General features: G+C 75.0%; 18 protein-coding genes. 9 read left to right on the forward strand and 9 right to left on the reverse strand.

The window, feature by feature from the left end; genetic code table 11:
* Positions 1-114: 114 nt before the first annotated feature.
* Positions 115-882 carry an enoyl-CoA hydratase/isomerase family protein gene (locus tag FXF50_RS23980; RefSeq protein WP_148431133.1) on the forward strand — a complete coding sequence of 256 codons (768 nt, stop codon included), beginning with the start codon at positions 115-117 and terminating at the stop codon, positions 880-882.
* Positions 883-952: 70 nt separating this feature from the next.
* Here the strand turns inward: FXF50_RS23980 and FXF50_RS23985 are convergent, their stop codons facing one another.
* The 4 genes from FXF50_RS23985 to FXF50_RS24000 all read right to left on the reverse strand — a co-directional run bounded on the left by FXF50_RS23985 (position 953) and on the right by FXF50_RS24000 (position 4,882).
* On the reverse strand, positions 953-1,393 hold the full coding sequence (locus FXF50_RS23985) for an HNH endonuclease (RefSeq protein ID WP_148431134.1): 441 nt from the start codon (positions 1,391-1,393) through the stop codon (positions 953-955).
* Between the two features lie 214 nt (positions 1,394-1,607).
* Positions 1,608-2,750: a hypothetical protein gene (locus FXF50_RS23990; RefSeq protein ID WP_148431135.1), complete on the reverse strand. Its 1,143-nt coding sequence runs from the start codon at positions 2,748-2,750 to the stop codon at positions 1,608-1,610.
* Between the two features lie 72 nt (positions 2,751-2,822).
* On the reverse strand, positions 2,823-4,352 hold the full coding sequence (locus FXF50_RS23995; protein ID WP_148431136.1) for an FAD-dependent oxidoreductase: 1,530 nt from the start codon (positions 4,350-4,352) through the stop codon (positions 2,823-2,825).
* Between the two features lie 38 nt (positions 4,353-4,390).
* The gene (locus FXF50_RS24000) at positions 4,391-4,882 is read right to left on the reverse strand and encodes an MSMEG_6728 family protein (RefSeq protein WP_148431137.1); all 492 of its coding nucleotides are present in this window, start codon (positions 4,880-4,882) and stop codon (positions 4,391-4,393) included.
* 87 nt (positions 4,883-4,969) lie between these two features.
* Between FXF50_RS24000 and FXF50_RS24005 the strand changes: the two genes are divergently transcribed.
* A complete protein-coding gene (locus FXF50_RS24005) occupies positions 4,970-6,754 on the forward strand; it encodes an NAD-binding protein (RefSeq protein WP_255510171.1) in 1,785 nt (594 codons plus the stop codon).
* Between the two features lie 6 nt (positions 6,755-6,760).
* Here the strand turns inward: FXF50_RS24005 and FXF50_RS24010 are convergent, their stop codons facing one another.
* Together FXF50_RS24010 and FXF50_RS24015 are read right to left on the reverse strand one after the other, a co-directional pair.
* The gene (locus tag FXF50_RS24010; RefSeq protein ID WP_148431138.1) at positions 6,761-8,002 is read right to left on the reverse strand and encodes an APC family permease; all 1,242 of its coding nucleotides are present in this window, start codon (positions 8,000-8,002) and stop codon (positions 6,761-6,763) included.
* Positions 8,003-8,011: 9 nt separating this feature from the next.
* Entirely contained in the window at positions 8,012-8,746 is a 735-nt protein-coding gene (locus FXF50_RS24015) for a phosphatase PAP2 family protein (RefSeq protein WP_187399800.1), read from the reverse strand.
* Positions 8,747-8,883: 137 nt separating this feature from the next.
* On the opposite strand from FXF50_RS24015, the gene FXF50_RS24020 reads away from it, so the two are divergent.
* Positions 8,884-10,095 (forward strand): DUF4032 domain-containing protein, encoded by a 1,212-nt coding sequence (locus tag FXF50_RS24020; RefSeq protein WP_148431140.1) that lies wholly within the window; start codon positions 8,884-8,886, stop codon positions 10,093-10,095.
* Between the two features lie 15 nt (positions 10,096-10,110).
* Here FXF50_RS24020 and nagA read toward each other — a convergent pair whose 3' ends face one another.
* From nagA to FXF50_RS24035, 3 genes are read right to left on the reverse strand one after another with little or no spacing between them, the layout of a single operon-like run.
* Complete coding sequence (gene nagA / locus FXF50_RS24025; RefSeq protein ID WP_148431141.1) at positions 10,111-11,220, reverse strand: N-acetylglucosamine-6-phosphate deacetylase; 1,110 nt, start codon at positions 11,218-11,220, stop codon at positions 10,111-10,113.
* Positions 11,217-12,149, reverse strand: a complete 933-nt coding sequence (locus FXF50_RS24030; protein ID WP_148431142.1) for an ROK family protein — start codon at positions 12,147-12,149, stop codon at positions 11,217-11,219. The genes nagA and FXF50_RS24030 overlap by 4 nt, the downstream gene beginning before the upstream one ends.
* Positions 12,146-13,075 (reverse strand): SIS domain-containing protein, encoded by a 930-nt coding sequence (locus FXF50_RS24035; RefSeq protein WP_148431143.1) that lies wholly within the window; start codon positions 13,073-13,075, stop codon positions 12,146-12,148. Before FXF50_RS24035 ends, FXF50_RS24030 begins: the two co-directional genes overlap by 4 nt.
* Positions 13,076-13,275: 200 nt before the next feature.
* Here FXF50_RS24035 and FXF50_RS24040 point away from each other — a divergent pair, with 200 nt between their 5' ends.
* The 6 genes from FXF50_RS24040 (at position 13,276) to FXF50_RS24065 (ending at position 18,410) form a co-directional block, all read left to right on the forward strand.
* Positions 13,276-14,061: a DeoR/GlpR family DNA-binding transcription regulator gene (locus FXF50_RS24040; RefSeq protein ID WP_148431144.1), complete on the forward strand. Its 786-nt coding sequence runs from the start codon at positions 13,276-13,278 to the stop codon at positions 14,059-14,061.
* Between the two features lie 228 nt (positions 14,062-14,289).
* The gene (locus FXF50_RS24045) at positions 14,290-15,210 is read left to right on the forward strand and encodes an ATP-binding cassette domain-containing protein (protein ID WP_187399801.1); all 921 of its coding nucleotides are present in this window, start codon (positions 14,290-14,292) and stop codon (positions 15,208-15,210) included.
* Positions 15,207-16,223, forward strand: a complete 1,017-nt coding sequence (locus FXF50_RS24050) for an ABC transporter permease subunit (protein WP_148431145.1) — start codon at positions 15,207-15,209, stop codon at positions 16,221-16,223. Before FXF50_RS24045 ends, FXF50_RS24050 begins: the two co-directional genes overlap by 4 nt.
* Before the next feature lie 100 nt (positions 16,224-16,323).
* Positions 16,324-16,758: a DUF3263 domain-containing protein gene (locus tag FXF50_RS24055; RefSeq protein WP_148431146.1), complete on the forward strand. Its 435-nt coding sequence runs from the start codon at positions 16,324-16,326 to the stop codon at positions 16,756-16,758.
* Between the two features lie 88 nt (positions 16,759-16,846).
* Positions 16,847-17,749 (forward strand): hypothetical protein, encoded by a 903-nt coding sequence (locus FXF50_RS24060; RefSeq protein WP_148431147.1) that lies wholly within the window; start codon positions 16,847-16,849, stop codon positions 17,747-17,749.
* Positions 17,750-17,900: 151 nt separating this feature from the next.
* Positions 17,901-18,410, forward strand: a complete 510-nt coding sequence (locus tag FXF50_RS24065) for a GNAT family N-acetyltransferase (RefSeq protein ID WP_148431148.1) — start codon at positions 17,901-17,903, stop codon at positions 18,408-18,410.
* Positions 18,411-18,544 lie beyond the last annotated feature (134 nt).

Genomic DNA, 18,544 nt, shown 5'->3' on the forward strand with positions numbered 1-18,544 from the left:
CTTCGTGGTCGACGACACCGCGGTCAACGTCTCCTGACCTGACCGTCCGATCCCGGGGCCCGGCGGCCACCCCACGCGGGTGGTCACCGGGCCCCGCCCGTTACGGTCGGAGCCATGTCCGACGCGGAACTGACCGTCACGGTCGACGGCCCGGTGGCGACCGTGGTGATCCGGAACCCGGCGCGCCGCAACGCCATGACGCCGGCCATGTGGCGGCAACTCCCGGTGCTGCTCGACGGACTGGAGGCCGACCCGGCGGTGCGCGTGCTCGTGCTCACCGGAGCCGGCGGCACCTTCTGCGCCGGCGCCGACCTGGGCGACCTGGACGAGCTGCTGGAGGCCGGGGACGGCAGCATCGCGGTGGCCGCCGAGGAGCGGTTGGCCGCGTTCGGCCGGCCCACCGTGGCCGCCATCGAGGGCGCCTGCGTCGGCGGCGGCTGCCAGCTCGCCGTCGCCTGCGACCTGCGCCTCGCCGCGGCGGACGCCCGGTTCGGCGTACCCCCGGCGCGGCTGGGGCTGGTCTATCCCGCGCCGACCACCCGGCGGCTGGCCACGCTCGTCGGGCCGTCCGCGGCCAAGCACCTGCTCTTCACCAGCGAGCTGGTCGACGCCGAGCGGGCGCTGCGGATCGGGCTGGTCGACGAGGTGCTGCCGGCCGACGCGCTCGCCGCCCGGGTGGCCGCGGTCACCGCCACCATCGCCGAGCGCTCCCGGCTCACCGTGGCCGCGGCCAAGGAGATCGTCGACGGGCGCGCCGACGCCGACCGGATCGCCTGGTGGCACGGGCAGGTGCGGGAGAGCGGCGAGGCCCGCGAGGGGATCGCGGCGGTTTCCGAACGCCGGGCCCCGCGCTTCGGCTGGACCCCGCGCGCCGCCGGCTGACGCCGGGACCGGCGGGCGCCGCGCCGGAGGCGTACCTCCGACGCGACCCCCTGTGCCCGCCGGCCGTCCGTCACCGCGCCAGGGCGGCCCAGCTCGGCGTCACCGGCTCCCGCCGCAGCGGCATGCCCGCCTCGGCCGGGGTCCGGTCGCCCTTGCGCTGGTTGCACGCGTAGCAGGCGGCGGTGGTGTTCCCCCAGGTGTTCCGGCCGCCGCGCGAGCGGGGCAGGATGTGGTCGACGGTGCTGGCCGGGCCGTCGCAGTAGGCGCACCGCCGGCCGTCGCGGCGCAGCACCCCGCCCCGGGACCAGGCCGGGCCGGCGCTGAACCGCCAGCGCGTCACCACGTACCGGACGAGGCGGACCACGCGCGGCATCGGGAAGACCCCGATGACCTGGTCCGGCTCGGCCTCGTGGATCTCGGCGACCCGCCGGCAGAGCATCCGGATCGCGTGCTGGACGGTGACCCGGTGCAGCGGGCCGAGGTCGGCGTTGATGACGAGGACGGCGTCCACCGGGCTCTCCCTTCACGATCGGTGGTACGGCAGCAAAAAGCCGCCCGGTCCACGGGACCGGGCGGCGACGACGGGGACGCGCGGGCGCGTCAGTCGGGCCACCCGGGGCGGGGACCTTCGGCTCGGCAACCGTCGCTGACCAGCCACGACGGCATCGTGGTGGCGTGTCGCAGCGACATCGACGGCTCCCTGAGCGGTGGTTGACCTTGCGCGCTCACGGTAGATCCGCCCCGGAAAGGCGGGCAACGTATTTCGATCCACCGTCCGGCGCCGGCCGCTGCCGGCCGGCCCGACCGGCGGCGCGCGCCGCGGTGAGCGGGCGGCCGATCCGGGTGGCCATCTGCACCACCAGCTCGCTCTCCAGCAGCGGCCGGTTCACCTCGGCGGCCACCGACAGGGCCGGCGCGGAGACCGACCGCCAGATCGCGGTGAGCCCGGCGCCCAGGCCGACCAGGGCCACCGCGGCCCGGGTGGTGGGGGAGCCGGCCGCCGCCGCGGCGCTCACCCCGACCACCGCCAGCAGCACCACCAGCAGGGGTACGAGCACCGGCCAGAAGATCCCCCGGGCCGCCTGCACGACCAGCTTCCGGTCCCGGATGATCAGGTTCCGGGCCACCACGGCCCAGTTCTCCTCGTCCAGCAGGTCGCGCGGGTGCAGGCCGCCGGTGAGCACGCCCCGCCACAGCTCACCCTGGTTGCGCAGCTCGCGGGCCAGCTCCGCCAGCCCCGCCTCGCCCGGGTCGCCGATCGCGGCCCGGGTGACCGCCGCCGCCCACGCGGCCAGCGATTGGCGCACCACCGCCGCCGAGTACGGGGGCAGCACGCTGGCCAGCTCGTCCAGCCACCGGCTGATCTGGACCTGCCGCCCGCCGAACCGCCCGACCAGCTGGTGGCCGTCGCCGTGCCGGACCGTGTCGGCGAGCGACCGGCCGAGCCGGTAGGCCAGGCCCACCCGGTGGTTGGTGGCCATCGTCCAGCGCAGCACCTCGACGTTCAGCTCGTCGAGGGCGAGCAGCAGCGGTTCCCGGTCCGCCCCGGCGGCGGCCCGGGCGGCGGCGGTGGACGGCAGCGGCCGGCCGGGCGCGGTGAGCGCGGCGATCTGGGCGAGCGCCACCTCCACCCCGTCCAGGTTCATCCCGAGCCGGAGCCGCCCCGGCAGCTCGGTGACGTTGGAGAGCTTCGGTGGGGCGGCCGCGGGCCGGTCCGCGTCGTCGGCCAGGTCGGTGGTCTGCGCGTGGTGGTAGGTGTCCGCCATCGACCAGCCCAGGCGCAGCGCGGTGACCACGCACGCCCGCTCGTCGCGGAGCAGCCCGTACGCGTCGTCCCGCTCGTCGTCCACCCGCAGCGCCGTACTCACCCTCCCGACCTCCCGTGCGACGGAGTCTGTCGAGACTAGTGCAGCTTTTGAGGGCTTATGAACTGTTTCGTATCAGCGGCGGGCGGCCAGCAGGCCGCGCGGGCGGACCGAGCTGACCGGTTCGGCCGCCGCCCCCTCCGCCCGCAGGATGTGGTTGGCGGCCACGATCCCGGTCGCCGCCGACCGTTCCATCAACGCGCTCGGGAACTCGGTCCGGATGCCGTCGCCGGCCAGGTAGAGGCCGGGCGCCCCGGTGCGCACCCCCGGCCGCCCCGCGTGGCTGCCCGGGGTGAACGCGGGCGCCTGCGCCTCGACCCGGGCGCGCAGTGCGCGTACCCGCAGGGCGGCCGCCTCCGGCCAGAGCGCGGTCAGCTCCACCCGCATCCGCTCGGCCAGCTCCTCGGCCGGCACGTCCGGCTCGCAGGCGTACGCGTGCAGCTCCACCACCGAGCCGCCGGTCCGCCCCGCCCAGCGCCGCGGCTCGTCCTCCAGCCGGTGGTAGAGGGTCACCGAATCCAGGGTGGGCTGGCGGGACACCCCGCTGAACACCGCCCGGTCCGGGCGCACGTCGCCCTCCATCCAGTAGCGCGCCACCGCGTACGGCGGACCGGGCCGGCCGAACGCGGGCATCCGGGCCACCAGCTCGGGCGCCGCGGCGAGCAGGCCGGGGGAGGCGGCGACCAGCGCGGCGAGCGCCGGCGGGTCGACGGCGAGCACCACGTGCCCGGCCTCGTGGGTGTCGCCGCCGGCGGTGGTGACCCGCCAGCCGTCCGGCGTCCGGTCCAGCCGGGCGGCGGCCGTGCCGGTGCGGATCCGGGCGCCATGGCGCTCGACGTGCCGGGCGAGCGGCTCCCAGATCGCCGTGGCGTAGTCCCGGTCCGGGCAGTCGAAGGCCAGCCCTTCCGGGTTGCCGAGCAGGTAGAAGTGGAACTGGGTGATCATCTCGGCGGCCGACATCTCCGCCTCGTGGTTGAAGAACGAGTGCGAGAAGACCTCGAAGAGCATGGCCCGGGCCCGGTCCGGCAGCCGCAGCGAGGTGAGCAGCTCGTCGGCGGTCCGGGTGTCGAACTCGGCGTAGGTGCGCTCCGGGTCGTAGGTGAGCAGCGGCAGCGCCGCGTCCCGGTCCATGGCCCGCAGGTCGGGCAGGCGGACGCTGGGGCTGCGCAGCAGCAGGGCGAGCAGGTTGGCCGGCGGTGCGGGCGGCAGCCGGCCGAACTCCTCGGTCGGCCACTCGGCGGAGAGGATCGGATAGCCGGGAACCGGCTTCAGGAAGCGCAGGGTCGGGTCGGCCCGGCGCAGGATGTTCCGCCAGTTCCAGTACTGCCGGAAGAAGGCGTGGAAGCCGTGTTCGTTGCGCTGGACGCCGTGCGGCAGTTCCTCCGGCCACGCGCCGAGCCGGCCGCCCAGGTGCGGCGCCGCCTCCAGCACGGTCACCTGGACGCCGCGTTCGGCCAGCACCACCGCCGCCGACATGCCGGCTATGCCGCCGCCGACCACCACGGCCCGCACCGGCCTCGGCACGCGCGGGGCGCCACCACCGCCGCGGTCCACCAGATGCCGGCGTACGCCGATGAGCCGGCCGACCACCCGCGACAGTGCCATCTGCGCCTCCGCCCGACGGGAGCCTCCAGTCTGCCGGCTCACGCCTCCGGCGGCAGCGGACAGCGGCGCGGCCGGTCCGACGCCGGCCAGACGTACTCCAGGTCGGGCGGGACGCCGTCGAATTGCGGGCCGTAGTGCGCCGGGTCCTTGCGCAGCAGCGACGACCGGTGGCTGCGGTGCAGGTCCTCCCGGCCCAGCCAGGGCGGCAGCTCGCCGGCCTCGGCCAGCTCCGCCTGGGTGCGGATGACGGCGATGCCGCAGGCCGTGGCGAGGTCGGTGGCCATGGTGGCCGCGCAGGTGTCCGCCCGGCCCGGCTCGCACCACACCGCGCACATGTCCAGGCCGTACCGGGTCAGCGCCTCCTCGTACCCGGCCCACATCTTCACCGCCGGGTGGTTGCGCCAGCCGTAGTCCGGCCGGGTCAGCCCGCGCAGCACCTGGATGGTCTCCACGCGCTGCTTGCCCAGCCGCTTCTGGTCCAGCGTCCGGGCGCTGGCCAGGAAGTCCGGATACGGCAGGAACGTCTGCATGGCGGTGCTCTACCCGTACTGGCCGGCACCATGCGTTCATGATCGAGGGGGCTGCGCGCGCTGCGAGCGACTGACTACGATCCGGACATGGCCGAGCCCCTCCGCGACCGCGCGCGCCGGGCGACCGGATGGCGGCTGAAGATGAACGGCGACGTGCGCCCGCACTACGTGGTCTGCGGCTCGGACCCGTTGGCCTACTGGGTGGTCCGGTCGCTGCTCGCCACCGACCCGCCCGCCGGCCGGGTGCGGGTCACCCTGGTGGTGCCCGAGCGCCGCCGCTCCGAGGGGCCCGACGGGCGGGATCTCCCCGGCGTCCAGGTCGTCCGGGCCGACCGGCTCGACGAGGCCACCTTCCGCAGCGCCGGGCTGGCCGGGGCGGACGGGCTGGCCCTGCTGCACCAGGACGACGTGGGCAACATGCACGCCGCGCTCTGCGCCCAGGAGGTCGAGCCCCGGCTGCGCCTGGTGGTCCGGATGTTCAACACCAGCCTGGCCAACGGCGTGCGGCAGCTCTTCCCCGACTCGGCGGTGCTCTCCGACGCCTCGATCTCCGCCCCGGCCTTCGTGGCCGCCGCCCTCGGCGAGCTGGCCCCCACCCACTTCCGGCACGCCGGCCGCACCCTCTACGTGGCCCGCCGCGCCGACGTACGCCCGCAGGACGTGGTCAGCGGGTTGGCCGTCACCACCGACCCGGAGCTGGTCCGGGTGCTGCCCGCCGACGAGTCCGCCGCCGACGTGGTGCTGGCCGAGGCGACCGGGCGGCCGCCCGGCACCGAGCTGGCCGCCCGCCGGCTGGTCCGCGCCCGCCGTCGCCGGCAGCCCGTGGCGGTGCTGCTCCGGGCGCTCCGCAGCTTCGCCACCCGCAAGATCGGCGTGGCCGTGCTGGTGCTGCTCGCGGTGATCGCCGTGCTCGGCTGGCTCAACGCCCGGGCGGCGGACGTGACCTGGTCCGAGGCGCTCTACCTCACCCTGGTCACCACCCTCAGCGGGCAGGATCCGGACGTCAACAAGCCGCTCGCCGCCCAGGTCATGCAGGTGGTGCTCAACCTGGCCGGGCTGGCGCTCATCCCGCTCATCACGGCCGCCGTGGTCGACGGCATCGTGAACGCCCGGCTCGCCCTGCACGCCGGCCGGATCCAGCCCGACCGGTCCGGGCACGTGGTGGTGGTCGGGCTCGGCAACATCGGCACGCGGGTCATGGCGCAACTGCACGACTTCGGGGTCGAGGTGGTGGTCATCGACAAGAACCCGGAGGCGCGCGGCGCCCCGCTGGCGCACCGGCTCGGCGTGCCGCTGATCATCGGGGACGCCGGTCAGGAGGAGACGCTGCGGGCCGCCTCCGTCGACACCTGCCAGGCGCTCGTGGTGGTCTCCACCGACGACGGGATCAACCTCCGCGCCGCGCTCAACGCCCGGTCCCTCGACCCCGACCTGCGGGTGGTGCTGCGCCTCTTCGACGGCGACTTCGCCGAGCGGATCCAGCAGGCGTTCGGCATCGGCATCTCGCGCAGCGTGTCGTACCTGGCCGCACCGGCGTTCGCGGCGGCCATGCTGGACCGCGCCGTGATCGCCACCATCCCGGTCGACCGGCACGCGCTGCTGGTCACCGAGGTGCCGGTGGTGGCCGGCTCCCCGCTGGACGGCCGGCCGCTCGCCGCGGTGGCCCGCCCCGGCGAGGTGCGCCTGCTGGCCCACACCCGGGCCGGGCAGAAGACGGAGTGGTCCACCGACCCGCGCATGGTGATCCACGCGGGGGACCGGCTGACCGTGGTGGCCCGGCGGGCCGGGCTGACCGCCCTGCTCCGCGAGACCACGCCCGTGCCGCCGCCCGCCCCGGCCGGCGCCCCGGCCCCCCGCCAACCCGACGAGTGACCGGGGTCAGGTCGCGCGGGTGGTGTGGCGGAGGGCGTACCAGACGGCGCCGAGGGCGAGCACGCCGAAGCCGGTGAGCACGCTGGCGACCGGCAGGTTGACCGCGAGCAGCAGGCAGCCGACCAGCCCCAGCGCGGCGAGCAGCTGCACCGGTAGCTTCCGGGCCGGGTCCCGGCCCAGGGTGAGCGCCGAGGCGTTGGCGATCGCGTAGTAGACGAGCACCGTGCAGCTGGAGAAGCCGATCGCGCCGCGGACGTCGACCAGCGACACCACGACGATCACCACGGCGGCCACGGCGAGCTCGGCGCGGTGCGGCACCCGGTAGCGCGGGTGCACGGCGGCCAGCGCGCCCGGCAGATCCCGGCGGCGGGCCATCGCCAGCGTGGTCCGCCCCACCCCGGCCAGCAGGGAGAGCAGCACCCCGGTCACCGCCACGGTCGCCCCGGCCCGCACCAGCCAGGCCAGGCCGGGCAGCCCGGCCGCGGTCACCACCTCGGCCAGCGGCGCGGTCGAGTCGGCGAGCCGCTGCTGGCCCAGCACGCCGACCGCGACCACGGCCAGCACCAGGTAGATGGCCAGCACCACGCCGAGGGCCAGCGGCACCGCGCGCGGGACGGTGCGTTCCGGGTCGCGGACCTCCTCGCCGAGCGTGGCGATCCGGGCGTAACCGGCGAAGGCGAAGAAGAGCAGGCCGGCGGCGGTGAGCACGCCCCGGACCCCGGTGTCGGCGAAGCCGGCCAGCCGGTCGGTCGCGACGTCCGGGGCGCCGGTCACCGCCACCACGGCGAGCACGGTGAGCACCACGCCGACCAGCACCCGGGTGGCCGCCGCGGTCTTCCCGATGCCGCGCAGGTTCACGGCGGTCACGGCCAGCACCGCGAGGACCGCGACGAGCCGCGCCCGCCCCGGCCAGAGGTACGCCCCGATGGTCAGGGCCATGGCGGCGCAGCTCGCGGTCTTGCCGATCACGAAGCCCCAGCCGGCGAGGAACCCGGCGAACGGGTGCAGCCGCTCCCGGCCGTAGACGTAGGTGCCGCCGGACTCCGGGTAGCGGGCGGCGAGCCGGGCGGAACTGGTCGCGTTGCAGAAGGCGATGAAGCCGGCGAGGGCCAGGGCGACCAGCAGGCCGGCGCCGCCGGCCGCCGCCGCGGCGGGGGCGAAGACGACGAAGACGCCCGCGCCGAGCATCGACCCCAGGCCGATGACGACCGCGTCGGGTACGCCCAGCCGGCGCGCCAGTTCTGCCATCGGCGCAGATTACGCGGCGGAGGTGAACGGCCGGTCCCGGTGGCGCAGCGGGCCGGGCAACGGCAGGTCGTCCCAGGGCACCCGGTGCAGCAACCGGTCCAGCAGCAGGCCGAGCAGCAGCCCGGCGACCGAGTCGGTCAGCCAGTGCCAGCCCAGGTACGTGGTGGTGGAGAGAACGATCAGCGGCGGCAGCACCCGGACCACGGTGACCAGCCGGGCCGGGACGGTCCGGCCGACCGTGCGCAGCAGCGCCGGGATCAGCAGGGCGAGCACGCCGTACCAGACGATCGCGTTGGCCACGTGCCCCGACGGGTACGACATTCCGTAGACGCCCTCGGTGTGGAAGAGCCGGACCGTGTCCGCCTCGGGCAGGTAGGGCGGCTTGACGCTGGCGCTCGGCGCCGCGCGGTCCGTCCAGAGCTTCAGCGGCCCGATCGTCAGGTTGGTGAGCAGGAAGGCGACGACCGGCGGCAGGATCGGGCGCACCGAGCGGAGCCGCAGGCCCACCACCACGCCCACCGCGGCGGCCAGCAGGGTCAGCGGGGTGCCCTGGCCCAGGAGGTTGAGCACCCGGGCCACCCAGAACGCCGCGGCGGGCCGGTGCGAGTCCGCCCAGTCGACGACGGCCCGGTCTAGGCCGAGGAGGTGGCCGCTGGCCAGCGCCACGGTGAGCGCCACCAGGGCGGCGAGCAGCAGCCCGTCGAACCACCAGCCGGCCGGCCGGACGGGCCGGAGGCGCGGCATCCGGCGTACCCCAGTGATCTCCCGCACGCGACCACGCTACCGGCCGCCCGCGGCCCCGGACCGGCGCGGGCGGGGGCGGCTGTGGGCCCAACCACGAAGGGAGGCGTTCGGCCGGGTGAGCGGTCACACTTGTGGCCGTGCGGATCACCTCGGCCCTCGTCGACCCGGCGCTGCTCGACCTTCCCTGGTCGACCCCGCTGGCGGAGTGGCCTGCCGAGCACCTGGTCGCGCTGCCACAGGGCATCTCGCGGCACATCGTGCGGTTCGTCCGGCTCGGCGGCTACGTCTACGCCGTGAAGGAGACCGGCGAGCGGGTCGCCGAACGGGAGTACGACCTGCTCCGGGCGCTGGAGCGGATCGACTTCCCGTCGGTCGAGGCGATTGCGATCGTGGCCGACCGGCAGACCGACGACGGCGAGCCGCTCGACCCGGTGCTGATCACCCGGCACCTCCAGTTCTCGCTGCCCTACCGGGCGCTGTTCTCCAACACGTTGCGGCCGGAGACGATGAACCGGCTGCTGGACGCGTTGGCCGCGCTGATCGTGCGGATGCACCTGACCGGTTTCTTCTGGGGCGACTGCTCGCTGTCGAACACGCTGTTCCGGCGGGACGCGGGCGCCTTCGCCGCCTACCTGGTCGACGCCGAGACCGGGGCGCTGCACCCGTCGCTCTCCAACGGCCAGCGCGGGGAGGACCTGGAGATCGCCCGGGTCAACATCTTCGGCGAGGCGCTCGACCTCCAGGCCGCCGGCCTGCTGCACGAGTCGATCGACCCCGAGGTGGTGTGCGACGAGGTCGTACGGCGCTACGAGCGGCTCTGGCACGAGATCACCTACGAGCAGCAGATCGAGCGGGAGGCCCGGCACGACATCGAGGGCCGGATCCGCCGCCTCAACGAGCTCGGCTTCGACGTCGCCGAGGTGGCCATGTCGACCGTCGACAACGGGCGCTACCTCGTCCGGCCCAAGGTGGTCGACGCCGGCTACCACACCCGGCGGCTGCTCCGGCTCACCGGCCTGGACGCCGAGGAGAACCAGGCGCGCAAGCTCCTCAACGACCTGGACGCGTACCGGGTGGAGAGCGACCTGACCGACGAGCAGCAGGCCGCGCACCGCTGGCTCACCGAGGTGTTCGAGCCGGTGGTCCGGGCGGTGCCCGCGCACCTGCGCCGCAAGCTGGAGCCGCAGGAGCTGTTCGCCCAGATCATCGAGCACAAGTGGCTGCTCTCCGAGCGGGCCGGTCGGGACGTCGGCATGCGCCAGGCGGTGCAGTCGTACCTGGCCGACGTGCTGGTGCACCGCCCGGACGAGCAGGCGGTGCTCGGCGTCGAGGTGCCCACGGCGGGCTGAACACCCCCCGCCGCGTCACTCCACCCAGGCGCCGCCGCGCATCACCCGGAGGACGTTGAGGTCGTCGTCGAGGACGACCAGGTCGGCCCGGAGGCCGGCCTGGAGCGCGCCCACCCGGTCGCCGAGGCCGATGGCCCGGGCCGGGGTGGTGGCGACCATCCGGCAGGCGTCCGGCAGGGGAATCCCCGCGCCGACGGCGTGCCGCAGGGCGGCGTCCATGGTCAGCGTGCTGCCGGCGATCGCGCCGTCCCGGCTGAGCCGGGCCACCCCGTCGGCCACGGTGACGGCCTGGCCGCCCAGCTCGTACTCGCCGTCGGGCATGCCGGCGGCGGCCATCGCGTCGGTGATGAGGGCGGCCCGGTCCGGGCCGGCCACCGAGGTGGCGAAGCCGAGCATGCCGTGGTGCAGGTGCACCCCGTCGGCGACCAGCTCGCAGACCACGTTCGGGGCCTCCAGCAGCGCCACCACGGGCCCCGGCTCGCGGTGGTGCACCGGGCGCATCCCGTTGAACAGGTGGGTGCCGACGCTCGCGCCGGCCGCCACGGCCGCCCGGGTCTGCTCCCAGGTGGCGTCGGTGTGCCCGACCGCCGCCACCACACGGTGGCCGACCAGCAGCTTGATCGCCTCCAGCGCGCCGTCCCGCTCGGGGGCCAGGGTGACCATCCGGACCGCGCCGCCGCCCAGCTCGATCAGCTCGGCCAGCTCCTCGGTGGACGGGTCGCGGAGGAACTCCGGGTTCTGCGCGCCGCAGCGGGCCGCCGACAGGTAGGGCCCCTCGAAGTGGACGCCCGCCAGCACCCCGGACTCGACCAGCGGCCGGTAGGCGGCGGTGGCCTCGCGCATCAGCGGGAACGGGGAGCTGACCAGGCTGGCCAGCAGCGTGGTGGTGCCGTGCCCGAGGTGGAAGTCGGCGGCCTGCCGGGCCGACTCCGCGTCACCGGTGGTGAAGGTGTGCCCGCCCCCGCCGTGGGTGTGCATGTCCACGAAGCCCGGCACGATCCAGTGCCCGTCGCGCACCGTCGGGTACTCGGCGACCGCCTGGATCCGGTCGCCCGCGATCTCGACGCAACCCTGCCGGATCACGCCGGTCGGGGTCACCACCTTGCCGGTCACGCGCAGGGTCATCGGCTCTCCTTCGCCAGGGTGTCCAGGGCCAGCAGGGCGGCGCCGAGGCAGCCCGCCTCGTCGCCGAGGGCCGCGGCGACCAGGCGCGGCTCCCGGTGGAAGGTCAGCCGCTCGCGCAGCGCCGTGCGCAGCGGGTCGAACAGCCGGGGACCGGCCTGGGCCAGCCCGCCGCCGATCACGATGGTCGCCACGTCGAAGAGCGCCTGCCCGGTGGCCAGGCCGTCGGCGAGCGCCTCGACCGCCTCCCGCCAGACCTGGCCGGCCAGCGGCTCGCCGGTCGCCGCCCGGTCGGCCACCTCGGCGGCGGTGGCGGGGGCGCCGGACAGCTCGGCGTAGCGGCGGCCGATCGCCGACGCCGACGCCACCGCCTCCAGGCAGCCGGGGCGGCCGCAGCCGCAGGGCGGGCCGTCGGGGCGTACCAGGATGTGCCCGATCTCCCCGGCGGCGCCGTGCGCGCCGACGGCGGCCGACCCGTCGACCACGTGGGCGGCGGCGATGCCGGTGCCGATCGCGACGAAGAGCACGTGGCCGGCGTCCCGCCCGGCGCCGAGCCGGGCCTCGGCCAGGCCGCCCACCCGCACGTCGTGGCCGAGCGCCGTGGGCAGGCCGAGCCGCTCCCGCGCCAGGTCCCGCAGGGGTACGTCCCGGAAGCCCACGTTCGCCGACCAGACCGCGACCCCGCGGGCCTCGTCGACCACCCCGGGCACGGCGATGCCGCAGGCCACCGGGGTGAGCCCGTCGGCGCGGGCCTTGCCGGCCAGCCCCTCGGCCACGTCCAGGATCGTGCCGACCACCGCCTCGGGGCCGCGCGCCGCGTCGGTGGCGTGCCGCTCGGCGTGCACGGTGGTGCCGTCCGGCCGGACCAGGGCGCACTTCATCCCGGTGCCGCCCACGTCCAGCGCGACGACGACCTCGTCGCCTGGGGTCATGCGAGCACCACGGAGCGGGTCAGGTGCCGGGGCGCGTCGGGGTCGAGGCCGCGGCTGGTGGCCAGCGCGACGGCGAAGCGCTGGGCGAGGATCAGGTCGGCCATCGGGTCGACCGGGTTGCGCCCGGCGGCCCAGCTGGTCAGCACGGTGTGGCAGCCGTGCGTGCGGCTGTGCACGAAGGCGGCGCCGGTGGCGGCCACGTCCTCCGGCAGCCCCTCCGGGATCCCGCCGAACGCCCAGACCAGCCGGCCCGGGGCGGCGATCGAGATGGGGCCGTGCCGGTAGTCCATGGCCGGGTACGCCTCGGCCCAGAAGGTGGCCGCCTCCCGGCACTTCAGCGCGGCCTCCTGGGCCAGCCCGACGGTCCAGCCCCGGCCGAGGAAGGTGACCTGCTCGATGGCGGCCGGGTCGATGGGCAGCGGGGCCCGGACGGCCACCTCGGCGTCGGCGGCGAGCCGGCCCAGGTCCTCGCCGAGGTGGGCGCGGAGCAGCGCGAGCGCGGTGGTGGCGAAGCGGGTCTGCACCACCGAGCGCTCGTCGGCGAAGGGCAGGGGCACCGCCGCGTCGGCCAGTTCGACGGCCGGCGAGGCGGGGTCGCCCACCAGGACCGTGGTGGGCACCTGCCCGCGCAGCGCGGCGAGCAGGTCCAGCACCTCGGTGGTGGTGCCGGAGCGGGTGATGGCGATGAGCCGGTCGTAGCGGCGGCCGGTGGGGAACTCGCTGGCCTGGAAGGCGTCGGTCTCGCCCTGGCCGGCGCGCTCGCGCAGCCCGGCGTACGCGGCCGCCATGAACCACGACGTGCCGCACCCGACGACGGCGACCCGCTCGCCGGGGCGCGGCAGGCGGTCGGCGACGGTCGGGGCGAGCCGCGCCGCCTCCCGCCAGCAGTCGGGCTGGCTCGCGATCTCCGCGTGCACGTACGCCATGACAACTCCTCGCCAGGGGAGACCTTGCGCAATACGGCGCGATATGGCCGCCTTTCGCGCGTCATTCTGCGCGATTCGAGGTGGCCGTGGCAACCGGCTCCCAGATCGCGCAGGACAGGGTTTTGCGCCTGACCAGTTTCGCGCACTACTGTGCACGCAATCAATCACCGTTCGTGCAAGAGCCAGTGGAGGCCCCCGCGGTGGACCGCTACGCCCGATGGAACGCGCTGCTCGAGATGCTGACCGACAGCGGCCGGGTCAGCGTCGAGGAGGCGGCCGAGCGCCTGGACGTCTCCCAGGCCACCATCCGGCGTGACTTCGACCAGCTCGCCCAGCAGCAGATGATCACGCGGACCCGGGGCGGCGCGGTCGCCAACGGCGTCTCCTACGACCTGCCGCTGCGCTACAAGACGGCGAAGCACTCGGCCGAGAAGCAGCGGATCGGCGCGGCTGCCGCCGCGCTCGTCTCGCCGGGCACCGTGGTCGGCCTGAACGGCGGCACCACCAGCACGGAGGTGGCCCGGGCCCTCGCGGTCCGCCCCGACCTGAACACCAGCGCCGAGGGCGCGCAGCTCACCGTCGTCACCAACGCCCTGAACATCGCCAACGAGCTGCTGGTGCGCTCGCGGATGAAGGTGGTGGTGGCCGGCGGCGTGGTCCGGCCCAAGTCGTTCGAGCTGGTGGGCCCGCTGGGCGGGGCGCTGCTGCGCGAGGTGACGTTGGACGTGGCGCTGCTCGGCGTGGACGCCATCGACCCGCAGCTCGGCGCCGCCGCCCACCACGAGGGCGAGGCGGCCATGAACAGCCTCATGGTGGCCCGGGCCAAGCGCGTCGTGGTCATCGCCGACTCGTCCAAGCTGGGCGGACACGCCTTCGCCCGGATCTGCCCGGTGGACCGGATCGAGTCGCTGGTGACCGACTCCGGCGCGTCTCCTGCCGTGGTGCAGGCGTTCCGCGACGCGGGCGTGCACGTCGTCTGCGCCTGACGCGCCTCCCTGACGCGCCTGGCGCGCCTCCCTGCGCGCCTGACCCCGAATCCGGGAAAACCCCGATGCATACCGGGTATTGTCTCCGGCTGCATACCGCGTATGGTGTCCGCTGTCACCTACTCATCGGGGGAGGTCAGCTTGTCGGCTGTCCTGGAGATCGAGGGTCTCCGCAAGACGTACCGGAGCCGGAAACGCGGGGTGCGCCACGCGCTCGACGGCTTCGACATGCGGGTCGAGGCCGGCCAGGTGCACGGCTTCCTCGGCCCGAACGGCTCGGGCAAGACCACCACCCTGCGCACGCTGCTCGGGCTCATCCGGCCCAACGGCGGCCGGATGGCCATCCTGGGCCAGGAGCTGCCGCAGGCGCTGCCCGCGGTCGCCGGGCAGGTCGGGGCCATCGTGGAGAGCCCACAGTTCTTCCCGCACTTCTCCGCCCGGGACACCCTCGGGCTGCTCGCCCAGGCCGGCGAGCTGCCCCGGCAGCGGGTCGACGAGGTGCTGGAGCTGGTCGGGCTGCGCGACCGGGCCGGAGAGCGGGTGAAGACCTACTCGCTCGGCATGAAGCAGCGGCTCGCGGTCGCCTCCGCGCTGCTCAAGAACCCGAAGCTGCTGATCCTGGACGAGCCGGCCAACGGCCTCGACCCGGGCGGCATCCGGGAGATGCGCGGGCTGATGCGGGACCTCGCCGCCGCGGGGATGACCGTGGTGCTCTCCAGCCACATCCTCGGCGAGATCCAGCTCATCTGCGACTCGGTCACCATCATCTCGCTGGGCCGACGGGTCGCGTTCGGGCCGGTCGACGAGGTGCTCGCGGCGCACTCGCAGGGCGCCGTGCGGGTCCGCCTGGAGGCGGTCACCGACCTGCCGCAGGCCGCCGAGACCCTGACCCGGGCCGGGATCCGCGTCACCGCCGAGCCCGACCACCTGATGCTCGCCGGCGTCGACAAGCCGGCCGCGGTCAGCCGGGTCCTCGCCGAGCAGGGCCTCTACGTCAGCGAGCTGACCCCCGTCGCGGTCGACCTGGAGAGCGTCTTCCTCGAACTGACCGCCACCGCGCCGGTTCCCGGCCAGCACCGGCAGGTCGACCAGTCCATGAAGGTCGGTGAGCCGGGCAGCGGCGCCACCACGGGAGGTTGGGGCGCATGAGCCTGTACGTCACCGAACTGCGCCGGCTCGGCAAGCGCCGGGTCACCCGGCTGCTGCTCGTCCTGCTGCTGCTCGGGCTGGCCACGGTGGCCACCGCGTTCAGCTTCTCCAGCCACCAACTCTCCAAGGAGGTGGTGGCGGCCGCCCAGGTCGAGTCCGACGCCCAGTACCAGCGGGCGGTGGAGGACTGGAAGAAGTCGGTCGCGGACTGCGACGCCGCCAAGGCCCGCGGCGACCAGAACACCGAGGACCGGTACGGCCCGAACTGCGGCCGGGACTGGCAGCCGCAGCCGGAGATGTTCGACCCGAAGTGGAACCTGCCCTACCAGTTCGACTTCCGGGCCGAGTTCCCCATGTTCATCGCGGTCTTCGCCGGAGCGGTGGCGCTCTTCGCGTTCATCGTCGGCGCCTCCTACGTGGGCGCCGAGTGGAGCACCGGCGGGATGATGAACCTGCTGCTCTGGCGGCCGAAACGGCTCGCCGTGCTGGGCACCAAGCTGGCCGCGCTGCTCACCACCGTGCTCGGGGTGAGCCTGGTGCTCGGCGCCTTCTGGACCCTCGCCTTCTGGCTCATCGGCCGCTACCGGGGAACCACCGCCAAGGTGACCGCCGGGGTGTGGCGTTCCATCGGCCTGGACGGGTTGCGGGCGGTCGGGCTCATCCTGCTGGTCGGCGCGGTCGCCTTCGCGCTCGCCTCGCTGGGGCGGCACACCGCGATGGCGCTCGGCGCGGCCGTGGCGATCTTCGCGATCAGCGAGATCGGCATCCGGATCGCGGTGAACGTGCTCTCCGTCCCGTTCGGCGACCGGTACGTGCTCTCCACGTACGCCCAGTCCTGGTTCATGAAGCAGGCGGAACTGTTCGACTACGACACCTGCCAGTTCGCCAAGGGCGCGTGCGAACCGGCGAAGCTCGTGGTCACCTGGCAGCAGTCGGCCCTGGTGTTCGGGCTGGGCGCCGCTGCGGTGCTGATCGGCGCGTTCTGGACGATGCGCCGGCGCGACATCTCCTGACCGGACGCCGCGTCCGATGCGGGCCGGGCGGACCCTGGTTACGCTGGGGTCCCCCCGGCCGGCGCCGTCGTGCCGGTCGCCCGTTCTCGTGAGGAGCGCCATGCCCGCCGACGCCACGGAGCGGGCCGTCACCGACGACCGGCCCGAGCCGTCCGGGACCGCCGACGTCGTGCGCCGGGAGGCCGGCGTCACCGTCCCGCCACCCCGCTCCGCCCCCGCGGTCGAGTCCGCGCCGCCGCACGAGGTGCCCGCGGAGGCGGCTCCGGCGGCTCCGGCGGCTCCGGCGGCGGAGCCCGGTGAGGCCGACGGGCTGACCGAGCGGGAACGGAAGATCCTCGCCTTCGAGCAGCAGTGGTGGAAGCACGCGGGCGCCAAGGAACAGGCCATCCGGGACACCTTCGGGCTCTCCGCGACCCGCTACTACCAACTGCTCAACGCCCTGCTCGACCAGCCGGCCGCGCTCGCCGCCGAGCCGGTGCTGGTCGGCCGGCTCCGCCGGCTGCGCTCGTCCCGGGCCCGGAACCGGCGGCGCTGACCGGCCGCGTCCCCCGCGAGTCCGCCCGTCCCGGCATGGGCACCGGCGGTCCGGGTAGGCGGCGGGCGGGGACGGAGGGAGCAGACGGATGGGGGCACCAGATCGCCGGTACGCGACCGGCAGCCGGCCGGCCCAACCGGTCGGTACGGCGCCGATGATGCGGGTACGCTCCGCCTCCGACCCGGCACCAGGGCGGCTGGAGAACGAGGACGTGGTGTTCCGGTTCGGCCCGCTGGTGGGCGTCCTCGACGGGGCGACCGCGCCGGAGGGCTTCGACACCGGCTGCGTTCACGGGCCGGCCTGGTACGTGCGGCACCTGGCCGCCCGGATCGGCCTGGCCGTCGCGTCCCGCCCGGCGGCCACCCTCATGAGCAGCCTGGCGGCGGCGATCCTGGCGGTGCGGGCGGACCACGACGGCCAGTGCGACCTGGACCACCCGGGCACCCCGTCCTCCACCGTCTGCCTGCTCCGCGAGGGCGGCGACCAGGTGGACTACCTGGTGCTCTGCGACAGTCCGCTGGTGCTCGACACCGGGGACCGGGTCGACGTGGTCTCCGACGACCGGCTGGACGCCGCGCTGGCGGACCTGCGCTCCACCGCCGCCGAGCTGCCGGACGGGGACGTCGACCCGGTGACCCGCTTCCGTCGGGCGGTGACGGTGCAGCGGAGCCGGATGAACCGGACCCACGGCTACTGGGCGGCCGCCGCCGACCCGGACGCGGCCTACCATGCGATCACCGGGACGCTGCCGCTGCGCGGGCCGGGGGCGGTGCGGCGGGCGGCGCTGCTCAGCGACGGCGCCTCCTGCGCGGTCGAGCAGTTCGGCCTCTTCGACTGGGCCGGCCTGCTCGACGTGACGGCGGCCGAGGGCCCGGAGGGGCTGATCGACCGGGTCCGGGCGGCCGAGCGGGACCACCCGGACCGGTTGCGCCGGCACAAACGCACCGACGACGCCTCGGCCGTCCTCTGCGAGTTCGCCCCGGCGGAGTGAGCACCCTCACCGCCAGAACGAACCGGTCGGCTGACAACGCAGCGTGAGGCGGAACACCCCGGGGGTACGACCGGCCGACCCCCTCCGCCGGACCGGCAGTCCGGGCCCAAAGTGGTGGACTTGGGCCGGTACGACCGGCAGACTGCGGCTCGTGACGGGTGCCGTACGACTGGAACCGGTGGACGAGCGCAACCTGGAGCCGTTGCTCTCCGTAGCGGCTGCCGAGGCGGAGCCGGAGGACGTCATGCCCCCGGTGGAGGCCCCGGCGGGTTGGTCGCTGGCCCGCCGGGAGGCGTTCCGCGAGTTCCACCGGGCGAGCTTCGGCGGGCTGGACGGCCCGACCCGCACCCGGATGTACGCCATCGTGGCCGGCGGCGAGGTGGTCGGGATGGTCCGGATGACCCGCTGCGAGGAGCCGGGGACCGTGGAGACCGGGATGTGGCTCGGCCGATCGGCGCGCGGCCAGGGGCTCGGCGCGGCGGCCCTGCGGGAGTTGCTCCACGCCGCCGCGGCGGCCGGCATGCAAACGGTCGTGGCCGAGACGACACCGGACAACCAGGGTGCGGTCTCAGTTCTTCGTAAATGCGGCGCGGAATTGCGCGAGAAGGACGGAAAGCTGCGCGCGGAAATGTGTCTGGATTCCGCTCTGCCGACGCATTGAATTGCTGATTGCCCTCAGTCAAGCGATTTGACTTTTCCCTGCTCCGCACGGCCTGTCTGCCCGCTTTGCGAGGTCTGACCGACAGCTTGCCGGGTTTCCAATTCCGCAGTGAAACGCGTCTCCATGCCCCCCTC

This window comes from Micromonospora sp. AP08, assembly GCF_008085935.1.
GTDB classification, from domain to species: Bacteria; Actinomycetota; Actinomycetes; order Mycobacteriales; family Micromonosporaceae; genus Micromonospora; species Micromonospora chersina.

Excerpts from the sequence above, each read along its gene's own strand:
- FXF50_RS23980 (WP_148431133.1), top strand. The coding sequence starts at position 115 with ATGTCCGACGCGGAACTGACCGTCACGGTCGACGGCCCGGTGGCGACC.
- FXF50_RS23995 (WP_148431136.1), bottom strand. The coding sequence starts at position 4,352 with ATGGCACTGTCGCGGGTGGTCGGCCGGCTCATCGGCGTACGCCGGCAT.
- FXF50_RS24000 (WP_148431137.1), bottom strand. The coding sequence starts at position 4,882 with ATGCAGACGTTCCTGCCGTATCCGGACTTCCTGGCCAGCGCCCGGACG.
- FXF50_RS24005 (WP_255510171.1), top strand. The coding sequence starts at position 4,970 with ATGGCCGAGCCCCTCCGCGACCGCGCGCGCCGGGCGACCGGATGGCGG.
- FXF50_RS24010 (WP_148431138.1), bottom strand. The coding sequence starts at position 8,002 with ATGGCAGAACTGGCGCGCCGGCTGGGCGTACCCGACGCGGTCGTCATC.
- FXF50_RS24015 (WP_187399800.1), bottom strand. The coding sequence starts at position 8,746 with ATGCCGCGCCTCCGGCCCGTCCGGCCGGCCGGCTGGTGGTTCGACGGG.
- nagA (WP_148431141.1), bottom strand. The coding sequence starts at position 11,220 with ATGACCCTGCGCGTGACCGGCAAGGTGGTGACCCCGACCGGCGTGATC.
- FXF50_RS24030 (WP_148431142.1), bottom strand. The coding sequence starts at position 12,149 with ATGACCCCAGGCGACGAGGTCGTCGTCGCGCTGGACGTGGGCGGCACC.
- FXF50_RS24035 (WP_148431143.1), bottom strand. The coding sequence starts at position 13,075 with ATGGCGTACGTGCACGCGGAGATCGCGAGCCAGCCCGACTGCTGGCGG.
- FXF50_RS24045 (WP_187399801.1), top strand. The coding sequence starts at position 14,290 with ATGCGGGTCGAGGCCGGCCAGGTGCACGGCTTCCTCGGCCCGAACGGC.
- FXF50_RS24050 (WP_148431145.1), top strand. The coding sequence starts at position 15,207 with ATGAGCCTGTACGTCACCGAACTGCGCCGGCTCGGCAAGCGCCGGGTC.
- FXF50_RS24055 (WP_148431146.1), top strand. The coding sequence starts at position 16,324 with ATGCCCGCCGACGCCACGGAGCGGGCCGTCACCGACGACCGGCCCGAG.
- FXF50_RS24060 (WP_148431147.1), top strand. The coding sequence starts at position 16,847 with ATGGGGGCACCAGATCGCCGGTACGCGACCGGCAGCCGGCCGGCCCAA.